The sequence below is a fragment of the Pseudomonas sp. 5P_5.1_Bac1 genome, from assembly GCF_025466015.1.
Lineage (GTDB): Bacteria > Pseudomonadota > Gammaproteobacteria > Pseudomonadales > Pseudomonadaceae > Aquipseudomonas.
Window position 1 is genome coordinate 206,476 of the sequence record NZ_JANLNX010000037.1, and the last position, 26,163, is coordinate 232,638.

General features: G+C 62.8%; 22 protein-coding genes. 16 read left to right on the top strand and 6 right to left on the bottom strand.

The features are described from left to right. Positions 1-2 precede the first annotated feature (2 nt). From murD to lpxC, 9 genes are all read left to right on the top strand, one after another. Positions 3-1,349, top strand: a complete 1,347-nt coding sequence (gene murD, locus NTD82_RS07130) for a UDP-N-acetylmuramoyl-L-alanine--D-glutamate ligase (protein ID WP_262128197.1) — start codon at positions 3-5, stop codon at positions 1,347-1,349. Further along, positions 1,346-2,563, top strand: coding sequence for a putative lipid II flippase FtsW (gene ftsW / locus NTD82_RS07135; RefSeq protein ID WP_095154666.1), 1,218 nt, complete (start codon positions 1,346-1,348; stop codon positions 2,561-2,563). Before murD ends, ftsW begins: the two co-directional genes overlap by 4 nt. Continuing rightward, entirely contained in the window at positions 2,553-3,632 is a 1,080-nt protein-coding gene (gene murG / locus NTD82_RS07140) for an undecaprenyldiphospho-muramoylpentapeptide beta-N-acetylglucosaminyltransferase (protein WP_262128198.1), read from the top strand. Before ftsW ends, murG begins: the two co-directional genes overlap by 11 nt. Continuing rightward, positions 3,625-5,079 (top strand): UDP-N-acetylmuramate--L-alanine ligase, encoded by a 1,455-nt coding sequence (murC, locus tag NTD82_RS07145; protein ID WP_095154670.1) that lies wholly within the window; start codon positions 3,625-3,627, stop codon positions 5,077-5,079. The genes murG and murC overlap by 8 nt, the downstream gene beginning before the upstream one ends. After that, complete coding sequence (locus NTD82_RS07150) at positions 5,076-6,032, top strand: D-alanine--D-alanine ligase (protein WP_095154672.1); 957 nt, start codon at positions 5,076-5,078, stop codon at positions 6,030-6,032. Before murC ends, NTD82_RS07150 begins: the two co-directional genes overlap by 4 nt. A 4-nt stretch (positions 6,033-6,036) precedes the next feature. Next, a complete protein-coding gene (locus NTD82_RS07155) occupies positions 6,037-6,903 on the top strand; it encodes a cell division protein FtsQ/DivIB (RefSeq protein ID WP_095154673.1) in 867 nt (288 codons plus the stop codon). Positions 6,904-6,917: 14 nt separating this feature from the next. Further along, positions 6,918-8,171, top strand: a complete 1,254-nt coding sequence (ftsA, locus tag NTD82_RS07160) for a cell division protein FtsA (RefSeq protein ID WP_095154675.1) — start codon at positions 6,918-6,920, stop codon at positions 8,169-8,171. Between the two features lie 57 nt (positions 8,172-8,228). After that, positions 8,229-9,425: a cell division protein FtsZ gene (ftsZ, locus tag NTD82_RS07165; RefSeq protein WP_095154677.1), complete on the top strand. Its 1,197-nt coding sequence runs from the start codon at positions 8,229-8,231 to the stop codon at positions 9,423-9,425. Positions 9,426-9,537: 112 nt separating this feature from the next. Continuing rightward, positions 9,538-10,449, top strand: a complete 912-nt coding sequence (gene lpxC / locus NTD82_RS07170) for a UDP-3-O-acyl-N-acetylglucosamine deacetylase (protein WP_095154679.1) — start codon at positions 9,538-9,540, stop codon at positions 10,447-10,449. Positions 10,450-10,510: 61 nt separating this feature from the next. Here the strand turns inward: lpxC and NTD82_RS07175 are convergent, their stop codons facing one another. After that, the gene (locus NTD82_RS07175) at positions 10,511-10,981 is read right to left on the bottom strand and encodes a DUF721 domain-containing protein (protein ID WP_095154681.1); all 471 of its coding nucleotides are present in this window, start codon (positions 10,979-10,981) and stop codon (positions 10,511-10,513) included. A gap of 281 nt (positions 10,982-11,262) precedes the next feature. Here NTD82_RS07175 and secA point away from each other — a divergent pair, with 281 nt between their 5' ends. The 3 genes from secA (at position 11,263) to NTD82_RS07190 (ending at position 16,381) form a co-directional block, all read left to right on the top strand. Then, complete coding sequence (gene secA / locus NTD82_RS07180; RefSeq protein WP_262128200.1) at positions 11,263-13,998, top strand: preprotein translocase subunit SecA; 2,736 nt, start codon at positions 11,263-11,265, stop codon at positions 13,996-13,998. Positions 13,999-14,124: 126 nt separating this feature from the next. After that, complete coding sequence (gene argJ / locus NTD82_RS07185) at positions 14,125-15,342, top strand: bifunctional glutamate N-acetyltransferase/amino-acid acetyltransferase ArgJ (RefSeq protein ID WP_262128201.1); 1,218 nt, start codon at positions 14,125-14,127, stop codon at positions 15,340-15,342. 94 nt (positions 15,343-15,436) lie between these two features. Then, positions 15,437-16,381, top strand: coding sequence for a Nudix family hydrolase (locus NTD82_RS07190; RefSeq protein WP_262128202.1), 945 nt, complete (start codon positions 15,437-15,439; stop codon positions 16,379-16,381). Positions 16,382-16,481: 100 nt separating this feature from the next. On the opposite strand, the gene NTD82_RS07195 is transcribed toward NTD82_RS07190, so the two are convergent. Genes NTD82_RS07195 through NTD82_RS07205 form a run of 3 tightly spaced genes read right to left on the bottom strand, consistent with a single transcriptional unit; the run spans position 16,482 to position 20,046 of the window. After that, the gene (locus NTD82_RS07195; RefSeq protein WP_262128203.1) at positions 16,482-17,042 is read right to left on the bottom strand and encodes a cob(I)yrinic acid a,c-diamide adenosyltransferase; all 561 of its coding nucleotides are present in this window, start codon (positions 17,040-17,042) and stop codon (positions 16,482-16,484) included. 3 nt (positions 17,043-17,045) lie between these two features. After that, positions 17,046-19,082, bottom strand: a complete 2,037-nt coding sequence (locus tag NTD82_RS07200) for an ATP-binding protein (protein ID WP_262128204.1) — start codon at positions 19,080-19,082, stop codon at positions 17,046-17,048. Positions 19,083-19,128: 46 nt separating this feature from the next. After that, a complete protein-coding gene (locus NTD82_RS07205) occupies positions 19,129-20,046 on the bottom strand; it encodes a putative 2-dehydropantoate 2-reductase (protein WP_095154693.1) in 918 nt (305 codons plus the stop codon). A gap of 113 nt (positions 20,047-20,159) precedes the next feature. Here NTD82_RS07205 and NTD82_RS07210 point away from each other — a divergent pair, with 113 nt between their 5' ends. From NTD82_RS07210 to NTD82_RS07220, 3 genes are all read left to right on the top strand, one after another. Continuing rightward, positions 20,160-20,645, top strand: coding sequence for a YajQ family cyclic di-GMP-binding protein (locus NTD82_RS07210; RefSeq protein ID WP_262128205.1), 486 nt, complete (start codon positions 20,160-20,162; stop codon positions 20,643-20,645). 112 nt (positions 20,646-20,757) lie between these two features. After that, on the top strand, positions 20,758-21,603 hold the full coding sequence (locus NTD82_RS07215) for a mechanosensitive ion channel family protein (protein ID WP_095154699.1): 846 nt from the start codon (positions 20,758-20,760) through the stop codon (positions 21,601-21,603). Positions 21,604-21,761: 158 nt separating this feature from the next. Further along, positions 21,762-23,006 (top strand): MFS transporter, encoded by a 1,245-nt coding sequence (locus tag NTD82_RS07220; protein WP_095154701.1) that lies wholly within the window; start codon positions 21,762-21,764, stop codon positions 23,004-23,006. Position 23,007: 1 nt separating this feature from the next. Here NTD82_RS07220 and NTD82_RS07225 read toward each other — a convergent pair whose 3' ends face one another. Together NTD82_RS07225 and NTD82_RS07230 are read right to left on the bottom strand one after the other, a co-directional pair. Then, positions 23,008-24,570, bottom strand: a complete 1,563-nt coding sequence (locus tag NTD82_RS07225; protein ID WP_262128206.1) for an AmpG family muropeptide MFS transporter — start codon at positions 24,568-24,570, stop codon at positions 23,008-23,010. A 43-nt stretch (positions 24,571-24,613) separates the two neighbouring features. Further along, on the bottom strand, positions 24,614-24,967 hold the full coding sequence (locus tag NTD82_RS07230) for an MGMT family protein (protein ID WP_095154706.1): 354 nt from the start codon (positions 24,965-24,967) through the stop codon (positions 24,614-24,616). 144 nt (positions 24,968-25,111) lie between these two features. Between NTD82_RS07230 and NTD82_RS07235 the strand changes: the two genes are divergently transcribed. After that, complete coding sequence (locus tag NTD82_RS07235) at positions 25,112-26,119, top strand: DUF481 domain-containing protein (protein WP_262128300.1); 1,008 nt, start codon at positions 25,112-25,114, stop codon at positions 26,117-26,119. Positions 26,120-26,163: the final 44 nt, after the last annotated feature.

A 26,163-nucleotide genomic window follows, 5' to 3' on the forward strand; every position in this document is an offset into this window, starting at 1 on the left:
GCGTGTCACTGATCGCATCTGACCACTTCCGCATCGTTGTCGGCCTCGGCAAGAGCGGCATGTCCCTGGTTCGCTTCCTGGCGAACCGGGGCGTTGCGTTTGCGGTGGCCGATACCCGGGAGAACCCACCGGAGCTGGCGACGCTGCGACGCGACTACCCACAGATCGAAGTGCGCTGTGGCGAGCTGGATGTGGACTTCCTCTGCCGCGCCGACGAGCTCTACGTCAGCCCAGGCCTGGCGCTCGCTACGCCGGCCTTGCAGCAGGCCGCCGCTCGCGGCGTGAAGCTGTCGGGTGATATCGAACTGTTCGCCCGCAATGCCAAGGCTCCGATCATTGCCATCAGTGGTTCCAACGCCAAGAGCACCGTGACCACCCTGGTCGGCGAGATGGCCGCAGCGGCGGGCAAACGTGTGGCAGTCGGCGGCAACCTCGGCACCCCCGCCCTGGACCTGCTCAGCGATGACGTCGAGCTGTACGTGATGGAGTTGTCGAGCTTCCAGTTGGAAACCACCGATCAGCTCAACGCTGAAGTGGCGACCGTGCTCAATGTCAGCGAAGACCATATGGATCGCTACAGTGGCCTGCCGGCTTATCACCTGGCCAAGCACCGGATCTTCCGTGGTGCGCGGCAAGTGGTGGTCAACCGTCAGGATGCCCTGAGCCGTCCGTTGCTGACCGAAGGCCAGCCGTGCTGGACCTTCGGCCTGAACAAACCTGATTTCAAGGCCTTCGGTCTGCGCGAAGAGGGTGGCGAGAAGTACCTGGCGTTCGAGTTCCAGAACCTCATGCCGGTACGCGAGTTGAAGATCCGCGGTGCGCACAACCAGTCCAATGCCCTGGCGGCGTTGGCACTGGGTCATGCGGTCGGCCTGCCATTCGACGCCATGCTGGAAAGCCTGCGCAATTTCGGTGGCCTCGCCCATCGTTGCCAGTGGGTACGCGAGCGTAACGAGGTCAACTGGTACGACGATTCCAAAGCCACCAACGTTGGCGCCGCTCTGGCCGCCATCGAAGGGCTGGGCGCGGATATCGACGGCAAGCTGGTACTGATTGCTGGCGGAGATGGCAAAGGTGCCGATTTCTCTGGCCTGCGCGCGCCTGTTGTCGAGCATTGCCGCGCGGTGGTGCTGCTGGGTCGTGATGCCGAACGGCTGGCTGAAACGCTGGGCGACAGCGTGCCGCTGGTGCGGGTGAAGACACTCGATGAAGCGGTGCAGCAGTGTGCGGAACTGGCTCAACCGGGCGATGCGGTGTTGCTGTCGCCGGCCTGTGCCAGCCTCGACATGTTCAAGAACTTTGAAGAGCGTGGGCGCCTGTTCGCCCAGGCCGTGGGAGGGCTGGCATGATCTTCGGCGCCATCAAGCCCTACCCGTCGCCGCTGATCAGCGGCCGAGGCATCGACCTGGACTTCCCATTCCTGGTCGGCTGCCTGGCCTTGCTCGGTCTGGGCCTGGTGATGATCACCTCGGCGTCCTCGGAAGTGGCTGCGGCGCAGTCGGGTAACCCGCTGTACCACATGATTCGTCACCTGGTGTACGTGACCCTCGGGCTGGGCGCATGCATCGTCACCATGATGGTGCCGATCTCGACTTGGCAACGCATGGGCTACCTGATGCTGATCGGTGCCTTCGGCTTGCTGATACTGGTGCTGGTCCCTGGCATCGGTCGCGAAGTGAACGGTTCGTGGCGCTGGATCGGTTTCAGCTTCTTCAACGTGCAGCCGTCGGAAATCGCCAAGGTCTTCGTGGTCATCTACCTCGCGGGCTATCTGGTGCGTCGGCAGCAGGAAGTGCGCGAGAGCTGGATGGGCTTCTTCAAGCCTTTCATCGTGCTGCTGCCGATGGCCGGCCTGCTGCTCATGGAGCCGGACTTCGGCGCCACCGTGGTAATGATGGGCTCCGCCGCGGCCATGCTGTTCCTCGGCGGGGTCGGCTTGTTCCGCTTCGGTCTGATGGTGGCGCTGGCAGTGGGCGCGGTGTTCGTCCTGGTTCAGGCGCAGCCCTACCGGATGGCCCGTCTGACAACCTTCACCGACCCGTGGGCGGACCAGTTCGGTTCCGGCTATCAGTTGACCCAGGCGTTGATCGCCTTCGGCCGCGGCGAGTGGTTCGGCGTCGGTCTGGGTAACAGCGTGCAGAAGCAGTTCTACCTGCCGGAAGCACATACCGACTTCGTGTTCTCGGTGCTGGCCGAGGAGCTGGGCGTAGTGGGCTCGCTGGCGACGCTGGCGCTGTTCGTCTTTGTCACCGTCCGCGCCTTATACATCGGTCTGTGGGCCGAGAAAGCCAAGCAATTCTTCGCCGCCTACGTGGCGTTCGGGCTGGCGTTCCTGTGGATCGGCCAGTTCCTCATCAATATTGGTGTGAACATCGGCCTGCTGCCAACCAAAGGGCTGACCCTGCCTTTCCTCAGTTACGGGGGCAGTTCGCTGGTCATCTGCTGTGCCTGCGTGGGGTTGCTGCTGCGCATCGAGTGGGAGAGCCGCACGCACCTGGGCAGCGAGGAACACGAGTTCGACGAAGACGACTTTGCCGAGGAGCCGAATCATCATGGCCGCTGACGGCAAGAACGTATTGATCATGGCCGGCGGGACCGGCGGCCATGTGTTCCCGGCACTGGCCTGTGCCCGGGAGTTCCAGGCGCGCGGTTTCACTGTGCACTGGCTGGGAACGCCACGCGGCATTGAAAACGAACTGGTGCCGCAGGCTGGCCTGCCGTTGCACCTGATCAACGTCACTGGCCTGCGGGGCAAGAGCAAGCTGTCGCTGCTGAAGGCGCCATTCACCCTGATCAAGGCCGTGCTGCAGGCGCGCCGGATCATCCGTCAGCTCAAGCCGGTCTGCGTGGTCGGCTTCGGCGGTTATGTGACCGGCCCCGGCGGCGTTGCCGCGAGGCTGGCGGGCGTGCCCGTGGTGATCCACGAGCAGAACGCCCGTGCTGGCACCGCCAATCGGCTGCTGGTTCCGCTGGCCGGTCGGGTTTGTGAAGCGTTCCCGGACACCTTCGGCGCTAGCGAAAAACGCCGTACCACCGGTAATCCGGTACGCAGCGAACTGTTTCTGGAACCTGTGCGTGAAGCCTTGCCAGGCCGCCGTGCGCGCCTGCTGGTGCTGGGCGGCAGCCTTGGTGCCGAGCCCTTGAACAAGCTGTTGCCCCAGGCGCTGGCGCTGGTGCCGGAAGCCCTCCGTCCCGAGGTGTTCCACCAGGCCGGGAAGAATCATGACCAGATCACCGCCGAGCGTTATCGCGAAGCCGGGATCGAGGCTCAGGTTGAGCCGTTTATCAAGGATATGGCCCAAGCCTATGGCTGGGCCGACCTGGTGGTGTGCCGTGCCGGCGCGCTGACTGTCAGTGAACTGGCGGCGGCAGGCCTGCCTTCGATGCTGGTGCCCTTGCCCCATGCAATCGACGACCACCAGACCCACAACGCCCATTATCTGGCCCGCGAAGGTGCTGCCTTCCTGATGCCACAAGCGACAACTGGCGCAGCGCAGCTCGCTGAACGCCTGAACGAGGTACTGATGCAACCGGAAAAACTCGACACCATGGCCGCCACCGCGCGCCGCCTGGCCAAACCTGCTGCTACCCGCACCGTGGTCGACATCTGCCTGGAGGTGGCCCATGGTTGAGAACCAGAAAGCCATGCCTCAGCCCGAGATGCGCCGCATCCGCCGCATTCACTTCGTCGGTATCGGCGGCGTGGGTATGTGCGGTATCGCCGAAGTGCTGCTGAACCTGGGCTACCAGGTGTCCGGCTCGGACCTCAAGGCCTCGGCAGTGACCGAGCGCCTGGAGTCCTTCGGCGCTGAAATCTTCATCGGCCACCGTGCCGAGAACGCCGCGACCGCTGATGTGCTGGTGGTTTCCAGCGCGATCAACACCGCCAACCCGGAAGTTGCCACCGCGCTTGAACGGCGTATTCCGGTGGTGCCGCGCGCCGAGATGCTCGCCGAGCTGATGCGTTATCGCCACGGTATCGCGGTCGCCGGCACCCATGGCAAGACCACCACCACCAGCCTGCTGGCCTCGGTGTTCGCCGCGGGCGGCCTCGATCCGACCTTCGTGATTGGCGGTCGCCTGAATGCCGCGGGCACCAACGCGCAGCTCGGCACCAGCCGCTACCTGATCGCTGAAGCTGACGAAAGCGATGCCAGCTTCCTGCACCTGCAGCCGCTGGTGGCGGTCGTCACCAACATCGACGCCGACCACATGGCGACCTACGAAGGCGACTTCAACAAACTGAAGAAAACCTTCGTCGAGTTCCTCCACAACCTGCCGTTCTATGGCCTGGCGGTGGTTTGCCTGGATGACCCGGTCGTGCGCGAGATTCTGCCGCTGGTCAAGCGCCCGGCAGTCACCTACGGCTTCTGCGAAGAAGCCGACGTGCGTGCGATCAATGTGCGTCAGTCGGGCATGCAGACCCACTTCACCGTGCTGCGTCGCGACCGCGAGCCGCTGAACGTGTCGGTGAACATGCCGGGCAACCACAACGTGCTCAATGCGCTGGCGACCATCGCCATTGCCACCGACGAAGGCATCAGCGACGAAGCTATCGTCCAGGGCCTTTCGGGCTTCCAGGGCGTGGGGCGTCGCTTCCAGGTCTACGGCGAGCTTCCGGTCGAAGACGGCAGCGTGATGCTGGTGGATGACTACGGACACCATCCGACCGAGGTCGCCGCGGTGATTAAGGCGGTCCGCGGTGGTTGGCCGGAGCGCCGCCTGGTGATGGTCTATCAGCCACACCGCTACAGCCGGACCCGCGACCTGTACGACGATTTCGTCCAGGTGCTGGCCGACGCCAATGTGCTGCTGTTGATGGAAGTCTATCCGGCCGGCGAAGAGCCGATCCCGGGTGCCGACAGCCGCCAGCTGTGCCGCAGCATTCGTCAGCGCGGTCAGCTCGACCCGATCTACATCGAGCGCGGCATCGAGCTGGCGCCGCTGGTCAAGCCGCTGCTGCGCGCCGGCGACATTCTGCTCTGCCAGGGTGCCGGTGATATCGGCGGGCTGGCGCCACAACTGTTGAAGAGCCCGTTGTTCGCTGGTGCGGTTGCCAGTCAGGAGAAATCGAAATGACTGAAGCCTACGCCAAACTGCATTCCACCATTGCGCCAAAAGACTTCGGTCGCGTCGCGGTGCTTTACGGCGGCAAGAGCGCCGAGCGCGAAGTGTCGCTCAAGTCCGGCGCCGCGGTGATCGACGCGCTGCGCAGCGGCGGTGTCGACGTGGTTGCCATCGACGTCGGTGACGACCTGCTGACCCGCCTGCAGAGCGAGAAGATCGACCGCGCCTTCATCATCCTCCACGGTCGTGGCGGCGAAGACGGCAGCATGCAGGGCTTGCTGGAGTGCCTCGGCATTCCCTACACCGGCAGCGGTATCCTCGCTTCGGCACTGGCCATGGACAAGCTGCGGACCAAGCAGGTCTGGCAGAGCCTGGGCATTCCGACCCCGCGTCATGCCGTGCTGGCCAGCGAAGCCGACTGTATTTCCGCGGGCGCGGAACTGGGCTTCCCTTTGATCGTCAAACCGGCCCATGAAGGTTCCAGTATCGGTATGGCGAAAGTGACCAGCGTCGATGAATTGGTCGCCGCCTGGAAAGACGCCGCCACCTACGATTCGCAAGTGTTGGTCGAGCAGTGGATTCATGGTCCGGAGTTCACCGTTGCGGTGCTGCGTGACCAGGTGCTGCCGCCGATCGCGCTGGGCACCCCGCATACGTTCTACGACTACGACGCCAAGTACCTGGCATCCGATACCCAGTACCGGATTCCGTGTGGCCTGGACAGCGCCAAGGAACAGGAACTGATCGACCTAACCGCCCGCGCCTGCGACGCCATTGGCATCGCTGGTTGGGGCCGTGTGGATGTGATGCAGGACGAGCAGGGCCGGTTCTGGCTGCTCGAAGTCAACACCGCGCCAGGCATGACTGACCATAGCCTGGTGCCAATGGCGGCGCGTGCGGCCGGACTCGATTTCCAGCAGTTGGTGCTGGCGATTCTGGCGGCGAGTGTCGAGGCGCGAGGTTAAGCCCATGCAAGGCGCGATGGTACGTCATCAGCAACCCGCTCCCGGCCGCAAGCCGGTGCCGCGTGGTGCCAGCCGGATGGTGGCGAAAGAGCCACTGTCGGCGCGCCTGCCCAAGCCTGGCTTCAGTGTTTTCAAGCGACTGTTGTGGCCGATCCTGCTGGTGGCCGCGGGCTTTGGCGCCTATGAAGGCGCGCAGCGGTTGATGCCGTATGCCGACCGGCCGATCACCAAGATCGCCGTGCAGGGCGACCTCAGCTACATCAGCCAGCAAGCGGTGCAGCAGCGGATCGCGCCTTATGTCGCGGCGAGCTTCTTCACCGTCGACCTGGCGAGCATGCGCGCCGAGCTGGAGCAGATGCCCTGGATCGCCCATGCCGAAGTACGCCGTGTATGGCCGGACGAGGTGGTGATCCGTCTCGAGGAGCAGTTGCCGGTGGCGCGCTGGGGTGATGATGCCTTGCTCAACAACCAGGGCCAGGCCTTCACGCCGCGCGAGCTGGCCAATTATGAGCACCTGCCGCAGTTGTTCGGGCCGCAGCGGGCTCAGCAACAAGTGATGCAGCAATATCAGGTACTGAACCAGATGCTGCGTCCCCTGGGCTTTTCGATCGCACGTCTGGAACTGCGCGAGCGTGGTAGCTGGTTCCTGACCACCGGCGCCGGAAGCGCCGGGCCGGGTATCGAACTGCTGCTGGGGCGTGACCATCTGGTGGAAAAGATGCGCCGCTTCATTGCCATTTATAACAAGACGCTCAAAGAACAGATCACGAACATCGCCCGCATCGATCTGCGTTACGCCAATGGCCTTGCCGTTGGCTGGCGGGAACCGATTGCACCGCCCGCGGCCCAATCCGCCGTGGCGAAGAATTAGAGAGAGGCAGGACCATGGCAAACGCGCATAGCGGCAAAATGATCGTCGGGCTGGATATCGGCACGTCCAAGGTGGTTGCACTGGTGGGCGAAGTCGCTGCTGACGGCACGCTGGAAATCGTCGGTATCGGCACCCACCCGTCGCGCGGGTTGAAGAAAGGCGTGGTGGTCAATATCGAGTCCACCGTGCAGTCGATCCAGCGCGCCGTCGAAGAGGCGCAATTGATGGCCGGCTGCCGCATCCACTCGGCATTCGTCGGTGTGGCCGGCAACCACATCCGCAGCCTGAACTCCCACGGTATCGTCGCGATCCGCGACCGTGAAGTCAGCGCCGCGGACCTCGAGCGAGTACTGGATGCCGCCCAGGCCGTTGCCATTCCTGCTGACCAGCGCGTGCTGCATACCCTGCCGCAGGACTACGTCATCGATAACCAGGAAGGCGTTCGCGAGCCATTGGGCATGTCCGGTGTTCGTCTGGAAGCCAAGGTGCACGTCGTGACCTGCGCGGTGAATGCTGCGCAGAACATCGAGAAGTGCGTGCGCCGCTGCGGTCTGGAAATCGACGACATCATTCTCGAGCAACTGGCGTCGGCCTATTCCGTGCTGACCGATGACGAGAAAGAGTTGGGCGTGTGCCTGGTGGACATCGGTGGCGGCACCACCGACATCGCGATCTTCACCGAAGGCGCAATCCGCCACACCGCGGTGATCCCGATCGCTGGCGATCAGGTGACCAACGACATCGCCATGGCGCTGCGCACACCGACCCAGTACGCCGAAGAAATCAAGATCCGCTACGCCTGCGCCCTGGCCAAGCTGGCGGGTGCCGGCGAGACCATCAAGGTGCCAAGCGTGGGCGACCGCCCGCCGCGCGAACTGTCGCGCCAGGCCCTGGCTGAAGTGGTCGAGCCGCGCTACGACGAACTGTTCACCCTGATCCAGGCCGAGCTGCGTCGCAGCGGCTACGAAGATCTGGTTCCGGCCGGCATCGTGCTGACCGGCGGAACTTCGAAGATGGAAGGCGCGGTCGAGCTGGCCGAGGAGATCTTCCACATGCCAGTACGCCTGGGCGTGCCGCACAGCGTTCGCGGCCTGAGTGATGTAGTGCGCAACCCGATTTACTCCACTGGTGTGGGTCTGCTGACCTACGGCCTGCTGAAGCAGTCCGATGGCGTGCCCGTGCCAGGTATTAGAAACGACAGCTATGGCGATGAACCAAAGGCTCCTGTGCTTGAGCGTTTCAAGCGTTGGGTCCAGGGCAACTTTTAAGTTTCAAAGCAGTAGTGGTAGGCGCAAAAACTAGAGAAAAATGAAAGGAGAGGGAAAATGTTCGAGCTCGTAGACAACGTCCCGCAAAGTCCGGTCATCAAAGTGATCGGCGTCGGTGGCGGCGGTGGCAACGCCGTCAATCACATGGTGAAGAGCAACATCGAAGGCGTCGAATTCATCTGCGCCAACACTGATGCTCAGGCGCTGAAAAACATCGGCGCACGTACCATCCTGCAACTGGGTACCGGTGTGACCAAGGGCCTGGGTGCTGGCGCCAATCCGGAAGTCGGCCGTCAGGCGGCTCTGGAAGACCGTGAGCGCATCGCCGAAGTGCTGCAGGGCACCAACATGGTGTTCATCACCACTGGCATGGGCGGCGGTACCGGTACCGGTGCTGCACCGATCATCGCCGAAGTGGCCAAGGAAATGGGCATCCTCACCGTTGCGGTGGTGACCCGTCCGTTCCCGTTCGAAGGTCGCAAGCGCATGCAGATCGCCGATGAGGGCATCCGCGCGCTGGCTGAAAGCGTTGACTCGCTGATCACCATCCCGAACGAAAAGCTGCTGACCATCCTGGGCAAGGACGCGAGCCTGCTGTCCGCGTTCGCCAAGGCTGACGACGTGCTGGCGGGTGCCGTTCGCGGTATCTCCGACATCATCAAGCGTCCGGGCATGATCAACGTCGACTTCGCCGACGTGCGTACCGTGATGAGCGAAATGGGCATGGCAATGATGGGTACCGGCTGCGCCAGCGGTCCGAACCGTGCTCGTGAAGCCACTGAAGCGGCCATTCGCAACCCGCTGCTGGAAGACGTCAACCTGCAGGGCGCGCGTGGCATCCTGGTGAACATCACCGCCGGTCCTGACCTGTCGCTGGGTGAGTACTCCGACGTGGGTAGCATCATCGAGGCGTTCGCGTCGGATCACGCCATGGTCAAGGTGGGTACCGTGATCGATCCGGACATGCGCGACGAACTGCATGTAACCGTCGTGGCCACCGGCCTGGGTGCGAAAATCGAGAAGCCTGTGAAGGTCATCGACAACACCCTGCAATCCGCCGCGGCCCAGGCTTCGACCCCGGCTCCAGCGCCTGTGCGCCACGAGCAACCGGCAGTGAACTACCGCGACCTGGAGCGTCCTACCGTGATGCGCAACCAGACGCACGCCGGTGCTGCAGCGGCTGCCAAGCTCAATCCGCAAGACGACCTGGACTATCTGGACATCCCGGCTTTCCTGCGTCGCCAGGCCGATTAATGAAATTTATCAGGGGTATTAGGGTGATTGGTGTTCAGCAAAGGCCGGGTCTGCTATTATCCCCAGCCTTTGTTGATACCAGTTCGCAATCTGTGCTGAAGCGGCCAATGCCATGATTAAACAACGCACCCTGAAAAATATTATCCGTGCCACAGGTGTCGGCCTGCACTCCGGGGAAAAGGTTTACCTGACCCTCAAACCTGCACCTGTGGACACCGGCATCGTATTTTGCCGAGCCGACCTCGATCCGGTGGTGCAGATCCCTGCCCGTGCGGAAAACGTCGGTGAGACGACCATGTCCACGACACTGGTCAATGGCGATACCAAGGTCGACACGGTAGAGCACCTGCTCTCGGCCATGGCTGGCCTGGGCATCGATAATGCCTACGTCGAGCTCTCCGCGTCGGAAGTTCCGATCATGGATGGTAGCGCTGGTCCCTTTGTATTCCTGATTCAATCTGCCGGCCTGGAAGAACAGGACGCGCCGAAGAAATTCATCCGCATCCTGCGCGAAGTGTCAGTCGAGGACGGCGACAAGCGCGCCACCTTCCTGCCTTTCGACGGGTTCAAGGTGAGTTTCGAGATCGATTTCGACCACCCGGTGTTCCGCAACCGGACTCAAAGTGCCAGCGTGGACTTTTCCAGCACCTCGTTCGTGAAGGAAGTCAGCCGCGCCCGTACCTTCGGGTTCATGAGCGACATCGAGTACCTGCGCAAGCATAACCTCGCACTCGGCGGTAGCGTGGAAAACGCCATCGTGGTGGACAAGGACGGCGTGTTGAACGAAGACGGCCTTCGCTATGAAGACGAATTCGTCAAACACAAGATCCTCGACGCCATCGGCGACCTCTACCTGCTAGGCAACAGCCTGATTGGCGAATTCCGTGGCTTCAAATCCGGTCACGCGCTGAACAACCAGCTGTTGCGCAAGCTGATCGAGGAGAAAGACGCCTGGGAAGTGGTGATCTTCGAAGATGCCAGCACCGCACCGATCTCGTATATGCGCCCGGTAGCAGCTGTATAAGTTCGAACTCTCTCTCTAGTTTGAAGGCCACCTCCGGGTGGCCTTTTTTATTGTGCGGCATTCACTCGGTCGGCGGGTTCTTGTTGCCCTTGCCATGGCTGGCCAGGCGCTCCAGCGCCGCGCGTAAATTCGGGTCGCTGATACCTTCTGCCGTGGCCTGGATGTTCTCCGCGGACTTGCTCGAAATATCCATTACATGACCGCCGGGGCGCGGGCTGCTGGCGGTCGGCTGGACCTTGAACTGGATGCGGTTGAGGCTGACGAACACGTCGAGTTGTTGCAGGGCGCGTTGCAGGCGTTTCTGCTGGTAGCGCAGACGCGTTGCCCAGTGGCCATCGGTGACCACCAGCAACAACGTACCCTCGCGCCACGAAGCGACATGGCAGTGCTCGCGGGCTGCGGGCTGCAACTGGCTTTCTACCAGGCGCTGCAATTGCGCCAGACGCTGTGCATGGCTGAACAATGCCTTGAGGGGACGGGCTTCGCGCAGGAGTACGGCGGGGGCGCGAGCGGGAGAGGGGCGGTAGGCCATGAAGACACCTGCAATGACAGTGCTGGCAATCTTATCAGATCCCTCGCCGCACACCGGACGGATGCGATTGGCAGCAATCTTGCGGCTGACGGGTTGAAGTTGGCGAAAAAGCCCTTATTGTAAAAAAGCCCCGTCAAAGCGCTGTGCCAGCATCGTGGAATTCCACCACTTTCCTCACCATCGTTTCCGGGTAGAATGCTCGTTCGCATGCGGCCAATAAGGGCTGCACGGGCGACTCACGGGGCCGCCCTCCATCCCTATGTGTGGAAGATCCTGCCGATATGTTTGCGCCTTTGTTAAAAAAACTTTTTGGAAGCAAGAACGAGCGTGAAGTCAAACGCATGCTCAAGACGGTACAGATCGTCAATGCCTTCGAAGAGCAGATGGTGGCCCTCTCTGATGAACAGTTGCGGGCCAAGACCGCCGAGTTCAAAGAGCGCCTGGCCAAAGGCGAGACCCTCGACCAGCTCCTGCCTGAAGCCTTCGCCGTCACGCGTGAAGCGGGCAAGCGGATCATGGGCATGCGTCACTTCGATGTGCAGTTGATCGGCGGCATGACCTTGCACGAAGGCATGATCGCGGAAATGCGCACCGGTGAGGGCAAGACCCTGGTGGCAACCCTGGGCGTATACCTCAACGCACTGTCCGGCAAGGGCGTGCACGTGGTCACGGTCAACGACTACCTGGCCCGCCGCGACGCCAACTGGATGCGTCCTCTGTATGAATTCCTCGGCCTGACCGTCGGTGTCGTCACACCGTTCCAGCCGCCGGAAGAGAAGCGTATTGCCTACGCTGCCGACATCACCTACGGCACCAACAACGAATTCGGTTTCGACTACCTGCGCGACAACATGGCGTTCAGCATGGAAGAGAAATTCCAGCGCGAGCTGAATTTCGCCGTGATCGACGAAGTCGACTCCATCCTGATCGACGAAGCCCGTACCCCGCTGATCATTTCCGGTCAGGCTGAAGACAGCTCCAAGCTGTACATCGAGATCAACAAGCTGATCCCGCGCCTGAAGCAGCACATCGAAGAAGTCGAAGGCGAAGTCACCCAGGAAGGTCACTTCAAGGTTGACGAGAAGACTCGTCAGGTCGAACTCAACGAAGCCGGTCACCAGTTCATCGAAGAGATGCTCACCCAGGTCGGCCTGCTGGCCGAGGGCGAGAGCCTGTATTCCGCGCACAACCTGGGCCTGCTGACCCACGTCTATGCCGGTCTGCGTGCGCACAAGCTGTTCCACCGCAACGTCGAGTACATCGTCCAGGACGGTCAGGTTCTGCTGATCGACGAACACACCGGCCGTACCATGCCGGGTCGTCGTCTGTCCGAAGGCCTGCACCAGGCCATCGAAGCCAAGGAAAACCTGAACATCCAGGCCGAAAGCCAGACCTTGGCGTCGACCACCTTCCAGAACTACTTCCGCCTGTACAACAAGCTGTCCGGCATGACCGGTACCGCTGACACCGAGGCGTTCGAGTTCGCCCAGATCTACGCGCTGAACGTGATGGTGATTCCGCCGAACAAGCCGTTGGCGCGTAAAGACTTCAACGACCTGGTGTACCTGACCGCCGAGGAGAAGTACGCGGCGATCATCACCGACATCAAGGAAAGCATGGCTTCCGGCCGTCCTGTCCTGGTTGGTACTGCGACCATCGAAACCTCCGAGCACATGTCCAACCTGCTCAAGAAAGAGGGTATCGATCACAAGGTCCTCAACGCCAAGTACCACGAAAAAGAAGCCGAGATCATTGCCCAGGCCGGTCGTCCGGGTGCGCTGACCATCGCCACCAACATGGCCGGTCGCGGTACCGACATCCTGCTGGGCGGCAACTGGGAAGTCGAAGTGGCTTCCATGGAAAACCCGACCCCTGAGCAGATCGCCCAGATCAAGGCTGACTGGCAGAAGCGCCACCAGCAGGTGATCGAGTCCGGTGGCCTGCACGTAATCGCTTCCGAGCGCCATGAATCCCGCCGTATCGACAACCAGTTGCGTGGTCGTTCCGGTCGTCAGGGCGACCCGGGCTCCAGCCGCTTCTACCTGTCGCTGGAAGACAGCCTGATGCGCATCTTCGCCTCTGACCGGGTGAAGAACTTCATGAAAGCCCTGGGCATGCAGTCCGGCGAGGCGATCGAACACCGCATGGTGACCAACGCCATCGAGAAGGCCCAGCGCAAGGTCGAAGGTCGCAACTTCGACATCCGCAAGCAACTGCTCGAATTCGACGACGTGGCCAACGAGCAGCGCAAAGTGATCTACCACATGCGCAACAGCCTGCTGGCCGCCGAGAACGTTGGCGACACCATCGCCGAGTTCCGTCAGGAAGCCCTCGACGCGACCATCAGCCAGCACATTCCGCCACAATCGCTGCCCGAGCAGTGGGATGTGACCGGTCTGGAAGCGGCCCTGGCCAGCGACTTCGGCGTGAAGCTGCCGATCCAGCAGTGGCTCGACGAAGACGATCACCTGTACGAAGAAACCCTGCGCGAGAAGCTGCTGAACGAGCTGCTGACCGCCTACAACGAGAAAGAAGACAGCGCCGGTGCCGAAGCCCTGCGTACCTTCGAGAAGCAGATCCTGCTGCGCGTCCTCGACGACCTGTGGAAAGACCACCTGTCGATGATGGACCACCTGCGACACGGCATTCACCTGCGTGGCTACGCTCAGAAGAACCCGAAACAGGAGTACAAGCGCGAGTCGTTCACCCTGTTCCAGGAACTGCTGGAATCGATCAAGCGCGACACCATCCGCGTTCTGTCCCATGTCCAGGTTCGCCGCGAGGATCCGATCGAAGAAGAAGCCCGTCTGCGCCGCGAAGCCGAAGAACTGGCCCAGCGCATGCAGTTCCAGCATGCCGCCGCGCCTGGCCTGGAAGCTGCTGAGTTGCAGGAAGACGGTGCCGAAGTCGCCGTTGCCGCTGCGCCGGTACGCAACGACATCAAACTGGGCCGCAATGAGCCGTGCTGGTGTGGTTCGGGCAAGAAGTTCAAGCACTGCCATGGTCAGATCGACTGATCTGACCCGCCAGTGTCACGCTGAAACATGAACACCACGCCGCGACAGGCCTGACCCGTCGCGGCGTTGTTCCATCTCAAGCGCCGTCGATCAACGGCGGTATCTCAATGTTCTAGGAGCGCTTTCATGGCTGTTGGTCTTGGTCCTTTGCCAACGTTGCACCCGGTCCCCGGTTTCGAACTCGGTATCGCCTCGGCGGGCATCAAGCGTCCTGGGCGCAAGGATGTGGTGGTGATGCGCTGTGCCGAAGGCTCCAGCGTCGCTGGCGTTTTCACCCTGAACGCGTTCTGCGCTGCACCGGTGATCCTGGCCAAGCAGCGCGTGCAAGGCACCGTACGCTACCTGCTGACCAACACCGGTAACGCCAACGCCGGTACCGGCGCACCCGGCCTGGCCGCTGCCGAGCGCACCTGCGCCAAGCTGGCTGAGCTGACTGGCGTCGACGCCAGCGCCGTGCTGCCGTTCTCCACCGGCGTGATCGGTGAGCCGCTGCCGGTCGAGAAGATCGAAGGCGCGCTGCAGGCCGCTCTGGACAACCTGTCCGAAAACCACTGGGCTGAAGCCGCCACTGGCATCATGACCACCGACACCCTGCCCAAGGGCGCCAGCCGCCAGTTCCAGCACGAGGGTGTGACCATCACCGTGACTGGCATCAGCAAAGGCGCGGGGATGATCCGTCCGAACATGGCCACCATGCTCGGCTACATCGCCACCGACGCCAAAGTTGCGCCGGCGGTACTGAAAGACCTGATGCTGGACGGCGCCAACAAGTCGTTCAACCGCATCACCATCGATGGCGACACCTCGACCAACGACTGCTGCATGCTGATCGCCACCGGCAAGGCCGATGTTGCCGAAGTCACTGAAGCCAGCGGCCCGCTGTTCGAAGCCCTGAAAAAGGCCGTGTTCGAAGTCTGCATGGAAGTGGCCCAGGCCATCGTCCGTGACGGCGAAGGCGCGACCAAGTTCGTGACCGTTGAGGTCAACGGTGGTGGCAATCATCAGGAGTGCCTGGACGTCGGCTACGCCGTTGCCCACTCGCCGCTGATCAAGACCGCACTGTTCGCCTCCGACCCGAACTGGGGCCGCATCCTGGCGGCCGTTGGTCGTGCCGGCGTGCCGAACCTCGACGTCAGCCTGATCGACGTGTACCTGGGCAGCGTCTGCATCGCCAGCAAAGGCGGCCGCAGCGCGACCTACACCGAAGACCAGGGCTCCGCGGTCATGGCTCAGGAAGAGATCACCATCCGTATCGAGCTGGGCCGTGGTGATTGCAGTGAAACCATCTGGACCACCGACCTTTCTCACGAGTACGTGAAGATCAACGCCGAATACCGGACCTGATCGAACACGCGTCTCCGGCAAACCCGCCAACCGCGGGCGGGCTTGCCGGTTCGGGTTATGTACCCAAGTGTGGATTTCTGGCGGAGAGTGAACGTTGAAACGAATTCATGTAGCAGCCGCGGTCATCCGCGGTGCGGACGGGCAAATCCTCATCGCCCGTCGCGACAAGACCCAGCATCAAGGCGGTCTCTGGGAGTTCCCCGGAGGCAAGGTTGAAGACGGCGAAACCTTGGATGCGGCCCTGGCGCGCGAACTGCGCGAAGAGCTGGGCATCGAAGTGACCGCAGCGCGGCCACTGATCAAGATCAAGCATGACTACCCGGATAAACAGATCTTGCTGGATGTCTGGGACGTCAGCGGTTTCACGGGTGAACCCCATGGCGCCGAAGGCCAGCCGCTGGCCTGGGTGTCGCCGAAGGACTTGGCGCAGTACGAATTCCCCGAAGCCAACCGGCCGATCGTCGCCGCTGCGCGTTTGCCTAGTGAGTACCTGATCACGCCGGATGACCTGGAAGTCCCGCATATGCTGCGCGGTATCCAGAAAGCCATCGCCGGCGGGATCAAGCTGGTGCAACTGCGTGCGCCGAACATGTACGACCCCAAGTACCGCGATGTTGCGGTGGATGCGGCTGGACTCTGTGCGGGCAAGGCGCAATTGATGCTCAAGGGACCCCTGGAATGGCTGGGCGATTTCCCGTCGGCCGGCTGGCACCTGACTTCCGAGCAACTGCGCAAGTACGCCGCCAATGGCCGACCGTTCCCCAAGGAGCGCTGGCTGGCTGCGTCCTGCCATAACGCCGAAGAACTGGCCCTGGCTGAGCAGATGGGCGTGGATTTCGTCACCTTGTCACCGGTGCAGGCCACCCAGACTCATCCAGAGGCACAGCCATTGGGTTGGGATGCAGCACAGCAACTGATCGAAGGCTTCAACCGGCCGGTGTTCCTGCTGGGCGGCGTGGGCGCCGCCGAGCGCGAGCGCGCCTGGCGAGTTGGTGCACAAGGTGTGGCGGGGATCCGGGCGTTCTGGCCCGAGGTCTGAGTCGAATCCATTGGGGCTGCTTTGCAGCCCTTCGCGACGGCCCAGTGTCCCGGCAATCGGTGCAACCGTAGGCGCGAGCTTGCTCGCGATGTGGCCTGGCTCAGGGTTTCGCCGAGGCCTGCCACAGCACTTCGCCGATACCCTGGCGCCGCCCGATCAGGCGTGCCGCGACGAACAGCAGATCCGACAGCCGATTGATGTAAGCCAGCCCGACACCCGCCAGCGGCTCGATCGCGTTGAGCTGCTGGCAGCGCCGCTCGGCGCTGCGGGCCAGACTGCGGCAGACATGGGCCTGGGCCACCAGCGCCGAACCGCCGGGCAGGATGAAGTTCTCCAGCGGACCCAGCTCTTCGTTCCAGCGATCAATGGCTGCTTCCAGCCGCTCCACTTCAACGGCGTTCAGCGCCTGATAGCTGGGCATCGCCAATTCGCCACCAAGGTCGAACAAGCGATGCTGACAGGACGCCAGCACCTCGATCACTTCCTCCAGCCCCTGTTCTGCCAGGCCAGCCAGCAGCAATCCCAGCTGACTGTTCAGCGTATCGACTTCGCCGATAGCTTCGATGCGCGGATGGTCCTTGGGCACGCGGCGGCCGTCACCGAGGCCGGTTTCGCCCTTGTCGCCGGTACGGGTGTAGATCTTCGACAGGCGAAAGCCCATGGTTCATGACTCCAGTTTGTTGGGCGCCGGGAGCGGCGCGAGGCTGGCGGCCAGCGGCAGGCGCAGGGTGAAGCAGGTGCCTTGGCCCGGCGCCGACTGCACTTCCATCTGGCCCTTGTGGTTGTTGGTGATGATGAAATACGACACCGACAGGCCGAGGCCCGTGCCCTGGCCGATTTCCTTGGTGGTGAAGAATGGTTCGAAGGTGCGTTTGCGCACCGCTTCGGGCATGCCGACGCCGTTGTCCTCGACCTGGATTTCCGCCCACGGCGGGTTGAGCCGGGTGCGCAGGGTGATCCGTCCGGGTTCGCGGTCGTCTTCGCGCAGGTGAATGGCCTGGGCGGCGTTCTTCAGCAGGTTGAGCAGCACCTGTTCCAGTTCGTTGGCGGTGCCTGGCACCGGGCCGAGGTTGGGGTCGAACTGGCGGACGATGGCCTGGCCCTTGAAGTCGAAACCGATGGTCAGGTCGAAGTCGTTGCCGGCGATTTCCACGGCCTGGTCGATCAGCGCCGGCAGGTCGCAGGGCGCCAATTGCCGGTTGCTGCGCCGGCTGAAGCTGAGCATGTGGGTCACGATCTTCGCCGCGCGGGCTCCGGCCTGCTGGATGCCGTCGAGCAGTTGCGGTACCTGGCGGCCTTCCAGGTAACGGTTGACGGTGGCCAGGTCGATCCCGGTCTCGTTGGCCTGTTCGAGGTTTTTCGGCAGATCGGGGGACAGGCGCCGGCGAATGTTCTGCACGTTGTGCAGGATGGCGCCCAACGGGTTGTTGATTTCGTGGGCCATGCCCGCCGCGAGGCCGCCGACCGAGAGCATTTTTTCCGACTGCACCATCATTTCTTCCAGCGACAGGCGCTGGGTGATGTCATCGATGCGAATCACCACGCCACGGCCGCCGCCACCCATCAGTGGATAGAAGGTCAGGGCGTAGTGGCGGGCGTCGTCGTCTTTGGTCCAGGTCACGCGCTCGATCTTCGCCACCCGATGCTTCTCGACGCTCTCCTTGAGCTGCGGCAGGAACGGCTTGAGCGGTTCGAAGGCGAGGAAGATCGGCTGGTTCAGGGCTTCATCCAGCGGCGTTCCGGAAAGGGCGCTGGCCTCCTGGTTCCACTGGGTGACGTAGAGCTGTTCATCGAGGGCGATCAGCGCTGAGGGCATGGAGTCGATGATGCTGTTGAGGTAGTTCTGGAAGCCGGTGAGCTTGCGTTCGATCTTGCCGCGCACCTGGACTTCCAGCTCCAGCTTGCGGTTGGTGTGACGGGTTTCCTCGGCCAGCCCTTGCGCCTGGTCGAAGGCATGCTGGAACTCGTCGCGGGCGCGCTTGAGTTGCTGCTCGCGTGCTTCAATGCGCGACAGCATGGTGTTGAACGCTTCGGCCAGGCTGCCGATTTCATCATGGTTGCCAGGGCTGGCGCGCAGGGCGTAGTTCTCTTCCCGGGTCACCTGGCGCGAGAGCTGTTCGAGTTGGTAGATCGGCTGGGTGATCAGGCGCTTGATCTGCCGGGCGATGATCATCCACAGCAGCACGCTGAAGACGAGGATGCCCAGGCTGGCGGTGAGGGTGCCGGTGTAGAAGGCCATCGGCAGTTCGCTGCTGGCCACCAGCAACAAGTGCCCCGGCGGGCTGCCGGGGCGGCCCAGGCTGACCAGTTGGGTGCTGCGGAATTCGGTCAGGCGCCAGCCTTCGATATTGCGGTAGCGCTTGGGCAGGGCGATCGGCTCGCCGTGCTGCAACTGCGCGAGCAGCTTGCCATCGGAACCGTACAGGGCGGCGGCGCGCAGCGGCGAGTAGGTGTCGAGCTCCTGCAGCAGTTTGTTGGCGGCTTCGGGAGAGTCGGTGGCCTGCTGGGCGATCTGCGGAGTGGAGACCAGTCGGCCGATCGTTTGCAGGGCCTGTGGCGCCATGGCTTCCTGGGATATCCAGTAGGCGGCGCTGATAAAGGTAAGGTTGGCCACCAGCAGGATGGTGATCAGCAGCACCAGCAGGGCGGCCAGCAGTTTCTGGCCGACCGGCAGGTTTTCCAGGCGTTCGCGCAAGGGCATGGGGAAGGCGTGGTCCTGTGGTGGGAAGGGCAGGGTAACGCTGCCCTCAGTCGCTGGGCAATCCGTGGTTGTTCAGGTGTTCGACCAGGCGCCGGTAGAGCCGTTCCAGGTGCGCCAGGGTGTGTCCGTGGCGGGTGGCGGTGCGGCAGGCGTGGCCGAGCAGGTAGTGGATCTCGGTGCGGCGCCGGTTTCGAACGTCCTGGTACATCGAAGAGTAGTTGGCGGCGGTGGCCTGGATGACCCGTTCGACTTCCGTGGCCAGATTTTCGGCAGCCTGCGGCTGACCGCAGACCTGCAACAGCTCGGCCAGCTCCGCGCACAGCGTCGCGACCTCGCAGTGGTGGTCGGTCAGGCCACCGTTGCGGCAATCGTGGAGCACGGTCAGTGGGTTGATCGCGCAATTGAGCGCCAGCTTGCGCCACAGGCGGGTGAGGATATCGGGCGTCCACTGATGGGGGATGCCAGCGTCGCTCAGGTCATCAAGCCAGTCTGGCGGCGGCGGGTTGGCCGGATCGCCCAACCAGTTGAAGCCATGCCCGGCAAAATTCACCTGCCAGTCGTGCTCGCGAAAGGCGCCTTCGGTGCTGGATGCGAAGATGCAGCGGGCCAGCGGCACGCGGGCGGCGACTTCGTCCTGGCTGCCCAGGCCGTTTTGCAGCAGGATGATTTCGGCATCCGCCGTCAGACGATGGGCGATGCTGGCGACGGCCTTTTCCGCGTCGTAGGCCTTGCAGGCCACCAGCAGCCGGCTGATCGGCCCGGGGGCGGTGGTGATTTCCGCTGGGATGGGGAAGGTCCGCGGTTGTCCTTGCTCGACCAGCGTCAGGCCGCCTGTCGCCTCGTAGGCGTGCAGCCGTTGTGCGTCGCGCAGAATCAGCCGGACCGGTTTGCCCGCCCGCGCCAGGCGGCAGGCCCAGAGGCTGCCGAGGCTGCCGGCGCCGAGAATATGCCAGGTGCTGCTCATCAGCGTTTCCCAAGCGTTTATAATGAGCCCGCATTTTAACCGTCAAACCCGGTGCGCTCCATCGCGCTCCCCTCACAGGGGCGCCAGCGCGCCTTTATTTTTTGGAGAAAGATATGCCGTCGTTCGACGTGGTATCGGAACTGGACAAGCACGAAGTCACCAACGCCGTGGAAAACGCCGTCAAGGAACTGGATCGCCGCTACGACCTCAAGGGCAAGGGCAGCTTCGAGTTCAAGGAAAAGGACCAGACCGTCACCCTGACCGCCGAAGCAGATTTCCAGCTCGAGGCGATGGTCGAAATCCTGCGCATGGCCCTGGTCAAGCGCAAGATCGACGTGCAATGCCTGGAAATCAAAGACGCCTATGCATCGGGCAAGGTGACCAAGCAGGACGCGGTGTTCAAAGAGGGCATCGATAAAGAACTGGCGAAGAAGATCGTTGCTCATATCAAGGACGCCAAGCTCAAGGTCCAGGCCGCCATCCAGGGCGAGCAGATCCGCGTGACCGGCAAGAAGCGCGACGACCTGCAGGAAGCCATCGCGGCCCTGCGTGCCAAAGAGTTCGGCATGCCGCTGCAGTTCAACAATTTCCGCGACTGACAGCCCGCCTGGCGGGAACCTTGGCGTTTTGATGGCGTCCGAGGTTCCTGTAGCGCTGAAACGTTTGCGGCGCGATATTTTCAGATTTTTGCCGCACGGCTAGGAGAACAGAATGGATTTGAATGCTGAGGTCGATCAACTGGTCAGGACTTCGCAGGCCTGGATTCCGTTGATCATGGAATACGGCAGCCGCGTGCTGCTGGCGCTGATCACGCTTGCAGTGGGCTGGTGGCTGGTCAACAAGCTCACCGCCAAGCTGGGCCGTCTGGTCGCGTTGCGTAACGGCGATCCTGCCCTGCAAGGCTTCATCAGCACCTTGGCCAATATCATCCTCAAGGTGCTGCTGTTCATCAGCGTCGCCTCGATGATCGGCGTGGAGACCACGTCCTTCGTGGCAGCCATCGGTGCTGCGGGTCTGGCTATCGGCCTGGCCCTGCAAGGCAGCCTGGCGAACTTTGCCGGTGGTGTGCTGATTCTGTTGTTCCGTCCGTTCCGCCTGGGCGACTGGATCGAGGCGCAGGGTGTCAGCGGCACCGTCGACAGCATCCAGATCTTCCACACCGTGCTGCGTACGGGCGACAACAAGACGGTGATCGTGCCCAACGGCAACCTGTCCAACGGCATCATCACCAACTACAACCGCCAGCCGACCCGCAAGGTGGTGTTCGATGTCGGCGTCGACTACGAAGCGGACCTGCAGAAGGCCCGCAACGTCCTGCTCGACCTGGCCAAGAATGACCCGCGGGTACACGCGGATCCGGCGCCGCAAGCGGTAGTCGCGACCTTGGGCGACAGCGCCATCACCGTTTCCTTGCGCGTCTGGGTCAACACCGGCGACTACTGGGACGTGATGTTCATGCTCAACGAGCGTGCGCGTGATCGTCTGAAGAGCGAGGGCATCGACATTCCCTTTCCGCAGCGCGTGATCCGCGTGGTACAGGAAACCGCAGCACAGTAAACACAGCCGTTGCAGACATCGCCGGCACAGGCCTCTCCGGGGCATGTGCCGGCGATGTCGTTTGTGGCCGGGCATTACACTTATTCACCTCTTCTCGCTACCGGCGTCCGGGCTTTTCTGGCATACAGGCCGGTCTGATATCCAATGCTGGCCGAATCATGACACCGCTTCTCAAGATCACCCCGTTCAGGGCCTTCTGCTTCGCCATGACCCTGGCGCTGTTCGAACTCCTCACCTACCTCGCCAGTGACGTGGTGATGCCGGCCATGCCGCAGGTGGTGACAGACCTGCAGGCCAGTCCCGAATTCATCCCCCATGCGCTGAACCTGTACCTGCTTGGCGGCGTGCTGTTGCAATGGCTGATCGGCCCGCTGGCCGATCGCTATGGCCGACGTCCGTTGCTGTTGGGCGGTTGCGCGTTCTTCTGCCTCGCGTGCCTGGCGACCTTCTGGGTCGACGGTATCGAAGTGTTCAACCTGCTGCGCCTGTTGCAGGGCATTGGCCTGGGCTTCGTGGTCACCGTCAGCTATCCGGCCTTGAACGAAGCGTTCAGCGAAGCCGACGCGGTACGGATGATGGCGTTGCTGGCGAACATCGCCCTGTTGTCGCCGTTGCTGGGGCCGTTGGTGGGCACGCTGATGCTGGAGTGGGTGTCCTGGCGCTGGCTGTTCGTGCTGTTTGGCGGCGCTGCCGTACTGGCCTGGTTCGCCCTGTACCGCTTCATGCCGGAAACCCTGGGGGTGGAGCGCCGCGACGGCACCCGCCTGGAGTTCCAGCCCATTCACCTGTTGCCGCTCCTGGCCGGCTATGGCCAGTTGCTCGGTAACCGACGCTTCGTCGCCGGCAGCGCGGCGCTGGGCCTGATCGGCCTGCCGCTGATTGGCTGGATCGGCTTGTCGCCGGTGTTGCTGATCCACGACGAGGGCCTCAGCACAATGCAGTACGCGCTGTGGCAACTGCCGGTGTTCGGCGGGCTGATCCTCGGCAACCTGATCATCAACCGGATCGCCGATCGCTATCCGCTGACCACCCTGGTGCGCGGCGCGCTGTGGCCGTTTCTGGCGGGGCTGCTGGCGGCGGTGCTGGCGACCTGGATTTATCCGAGCGTGCCGAGCCTGGTGGTCGGGCTGTCCGTCTACGCGTTGGGGCTGGGCGTGGCCAATGCGGTGCTGTACCGCATGACCCTGTTCAGCAGCGAACAGAGCAAGGGACTGGTGTCGGCCATGCTGGGGATGATCACCATCGCCCTGCTCGGTTTCGGCGGGGCGCTGATGGCGATGCTCGGGGCCGGTGCCGGACTGCTGGCATTCGCCCTGGCAGCGGGGCTGTCAGGGGTGCTGGCGCTGTGGCCATTGTGGGTGGTGCTGAGGGAAGGACGCGGGACGCTGGCGGTGCAGCCCTGATTCAGGGCTGCTGCTGCTCGCCGACCTGACCATTGCCGGGTTGCTCCGGCTCCTGCTTGCCGCGGTGCAGCTCCTGATGCCAGTGCAGGGCGATCAGGATCAGCGTCGGTACGCCCAGCAGCGCGGTAATCAGGAAGAAGTCGTGATAGCCGTACTTCTCCACCATCACGCCTGAGTAGCCACCGATCAGACGCGGCAGCAGCAGCATGATGGAGCTGAGCAGTGCGTATTGGGTGGCGGAGAACTTCAGGTTGGTCAGGCTCGACAGGTAGGCGACGAACGCCGACGTGGCCAGGCCCGAGCTGAAGTTGTCGAGGGAAATGGTCACCACCAGCATCTGCAGGTTGGGGCCCATGTCGGCCAGCATCAGGAACAGGATGTTGGTCGCCGCCGAGGCCGCGCCGCCGATGAACAGGATCGGCAGGATGCCGAAGCGCACGATCAGCAGCCCGCCGAAACCGGCGCCGACCAGGGTCATGATCAAACCGAAGATCTTGCTGACGCTGGCGATCTGGTCCTTGGTGAAGCCCTGGTCGATGTAGAACACGTTGGCCATCACGCCCATCACCGTGTCGGACATCCGGTAGGTCGCGATCAGCCCGAGCAGCAGCAGGGCCTGCCAGCGATAGCGCTGGATGAAGTCGTTGACCGGGGTCAGCACCGGCGCCAGGCCGCGGCGGCCCATGGCCGAGAGGCATAGGCAGGTCAGGGTGATGTAGAGGATGGCGCGCAGGAAGGCGCGGTCTTCCAGCAGCAGGTCGAGCAGGCTGACGCCTTCGAACAGCACGCTGGCGAAGTCGGTGTTGTAGAGCTGGGTGAACATGGCCGGCACGGACACCAGCAGCACGATCAGCACGAAGACCGAAATCAATTGATGGCTGAAGCCGTAGCGGGCCGCCTGCAACTGGGTGCGCAGCGATACCGGGGGTTCACGCATCAACAGCGAGGTGAGCAACGCTGGCAGCATCATCACGCCGAACAGCACGTAGGTGCCAGTCCAGGCCTTGTGCATGTAGCTGAAGCCGGTGGAGCCAAACCACTCGGCGAAGAACAGCGCGCCGGCGGTGGCGAGCAGGGCGGCGACCCGGTAGCCAGCCATGTAGCTGGCGGCGAGGGCAGCCTGGCGCTGGTCGTCGGCGATTTCCAGGCGGTAGGCGTCGACGGCTATGTCCTGGGTGGCCGAGGCGAACGCCACCAGCACCGCGAGGGCGATCAGCCAGGACAGGTGTTTTTGCGGATCGCAGAAGCCCATGCCGACCAGGCCGACCACTACCAGTATCTGCGACAGGACCAGCCAGGAGCGGCGTCGACCCAGCTTGCCGAGCAATGGCAGGCGCCATTGGTCGAGCAGCGGGGACCACACCCATTTGAATGCGTAGGCCAGGCCGATCAGGCTGGCGTAGCCAATGGTTTCGCGAGCGACTCCGGCTTCGCGCAACCAGACCGACAGCGTCGAGAACACCAGCATATAAGGCAGGCCGGCGGCGAAGCCGAGCAGCAGGAGCACCACGGTCGACGGGCTGGCATAGGCAGCAAGCGCAGCGCGCCAGGTTTTACGGGGCATGGGCCAACATCTGCCTCAAGATTACGAACACAAAGCGCGCACTCTAACTGTTGTGATCCATCGGACGCCAGCCATGGCGCGACATATCGACGCGATTATTGCGCAGGCTGACACCTTCGGCACGCAAGCGCGCCCGTTGTTCATCCCCGGAGGGGGTGCCCTGGGCCAGACTCAAGCGACCACCGGCGCCCAGCACCCGATGCCAGGGCAGGCGGGTGTCGGGGGGCAACTGGCTCAGGGTGCGTCCGACCCAACGTGCAGCGCGGCCCAGACCCGCCAGATCAGCCAGCTCGCCATAACTGACGACTTTGCCCTCTGGTACCTGGCCCAACACCATATAGAGCGCCGTCCGTCGGTCTTCGGCGCGCTGCTGGGTCACGTCGGCTGAAGCTTTCATCGGGCACGAACCTGCCTGGCACGGGGGGAGTGGAAACACTTGGCAATTGAACTCATTGGCATTGGTCAGGTCTGTCCTTGCTCGGGGGCTGAGCATCTGGATAATGCCCCACTTTTTCCGCGAACCTTAATGTCCGTATTGCCTATGTATTCTAGAACCTTGTTGTGCCTTGCATTGGTCGGCGTTTGCGCACCGGCTGTAGCCGATACCGTCTGGATGAAGAACGGTGACCGCCTGAGCGGCAAGATCAAGGTGTTCGACGGCGGCAAGCTGTTGCTGGAAACACCTTATGGTGGCTCGATCCCGCTGGACTGGAAGCAGGTCAAGACCCTGGAAAGTGACCAGGAACTGCTGGTCAAGCAGGACGAGTACAACGGCGAGCGCGCCAAGTCGCTGCAGGCGGCGGACGCCGGCAAGGTGATCCTGGCCAACGGCGAGGCGCCGAAGACCGTGGAACTGGCCAGCATCCAGCAGATCATGAAGCCCAAACCGATGGTCGAAGACCTGGTCTGGAAGGGCAATGTCGACCTGGCGCTGGATTACAAACGCGCCGAGTCCAACACCGACGACTACGACGTCGACTTCAAGACCACCGCGCGTCACGGCCGCTGGCGGCACAATGCCGAAGGCGAATACAACCGCGACAGCAAGGACGACGTCACCACCACCAACAACTGGAGCGCCGAGTACGCACTCGACCGCTTCATCACCGACAAGTGGTTCTGGCAAGGCCGCCTCAACTACAAGCGCGACCATATCGAAGACCTCTCCCGCCAGCGCACCGTGGGTACTGGTCCGGGTTACCAGTTCTGGGATGACGAACTGGGCGCCTTCTCGCTCGGCTCGCTGCTCAACCGCACCGATTACGAATACTCCGACGGCGGCAAGGACAACTTCTATTCCGTCGGCGTGAAGTGGGATTACAACCGCTACCTGATCGGCAAGACCATCGAGGTGTTCACCAACGGCGAAGTGGGCAAGCCGCTGGGTAGCGTCGCCGACTACAGCCTGGATGCCGAAGTAGGCCTGCGCTACAAGGTCACCGAGTGGGCATCGCTCAATCTCAAGGCCGAGAAAGACATCATCAGCGGCACCAATGACAGCGACCTGGACAAGACCCGCTACACCGCAGGCTTCGGCGTGACCTGGTAAACCCGACCAAGCTGGCCCCTTGGCATTGCGCGGTGATAATGATT

Coding starts and splice junctions, on each gene's coding strand:
- NTD82_RS07230 (WP_095154706.1), bottom strand. CDS start 24,967: ATGAAAGCTTCAGCCGACGTGACCCAGCAGCGCGCCGAAGACCGACGG.
- argJ (WP_262128201.1), top strand. CDS start 14,125: ATGGCTGTTGGTCTTGGTCCTTTGCCAACGTTGCACCCGGTCCCCGGT.
- NTD82_RS07215 (WP_095154699.1), top strand. CDS start 20,758: ATGGATTTGAATGCTGAGGTCGATCAACTGGTCAGGACTTCGCAGGCC.
- ftsZ (WP_095154677.1), top strand. CDS start 8,229: ATGTTCGAGCTCGTAGACAACGTCCCGCAAAGTCCGGTCATCAAAGTG.
- NTD82_RS07220 (WP_095154701.1), top strand. CDS start 21,762: ATGACACCGCTTCTCAAGATCACCCCGTTCAGGGCCTTCTGCTTCGCC.
- NTD82_RS07225 (WP_262128206.1), bottom strand. CDS start 24,570: ATGCCCCGTAAAACCTGGCGCGCTGCGCTTGCTGCCTATGCCAGCCCG.
- ftsA (WP_095154675.1), top strand. CDS start 6,918: ATGGCAAACGCGCATAGCGGCAAAATGATCGTCGGGCTGGATATCGGC.
- murG (WP_262128198.1), top strand. CDS start 2,553: ATGGCCGCTGACGGCAAGAACGTATTGATCATGGCCGGCGGGACCGGC.
- NTD82_RS07195 (WP_262128203.1), bottom strand. CDS start 17,042: ATGGGCTTTCGCCTGTCGAAGATCTACACCCGTACCGGCGACAAGGGC.
- NTD82_RS07175 (WP_095154681.1), bottom strand. CDS start 10,981: ATGGCCTACCGCCCCTCTCCCGCTCGCGCCCCCGCCGTACTCCTGCGC.
- NTD82_RS07210 (WP_262128205.1), top strand. CDS start 20,160: ATGCCGTCGTTCGACGTGGTATCGGAACTGGACAAGCACGAAGTCACC.
- NTD82_RS07200 (WP_262128204.1), bottom strand. CDS start 19,082: ATGCCCTTGCGCGAACGCCTGGAAAACCTGCCGGTCGGCCAGAAACTG.
- NTD82_RS07150 (WP_095154672.1), top strand. CDS start 5,076: ATGACTGAAGCCTACGCCAAACTGCATTCCACCATTGCGCCAAAAGAC.
- NTD82_RS07155 (WP_095154673.1), top strand. CDS start 6,037: ATGCAAGGCGCGATGGTACGTCATCAGCAACCCGCTCCCGGCCGCAAG.
- NTD82_RS07235 (WP_262128300.1), top strand. CDS start 25,112: ATGTATTCTAGAACCTTGTTGTGCCTTGCATTGGTCGGCGTTTGCGCA.
- ftsW (WP_095154666.1), top strand. CDS start 1,346: ATGATCTTCGGCGCCATCAAGCCCTACCCGTCGCCGCTGATCAGCGGC.
- murC (WP_095154670.1), top strand. CDS start 3,625: ATGGTTGAGAACCAGAAAGCCATGCCTCAGCCCGAGATGCGCCGCATC.
- NTD82_RS07205 (WP_095154693.1), bottom strand. CDS start 20,046: ATGAGCAGCACCTGGCATATTCTCGGCGCCGGCAGCCTCGGCAGCCTC.
- lpxC (WP_095154679.1), top strand. CDS start 9,538: ATGATTAAACAACGCACCCTGAAAAATATTATCCGTGCCACAGGTGTC.
- secA (WP_262128200.1), top strand. CDS start 11,263: ATGTTTGCGCCTTTGTTAAAAAAACTTTTTGGAAGCAAGAACGAGCGT.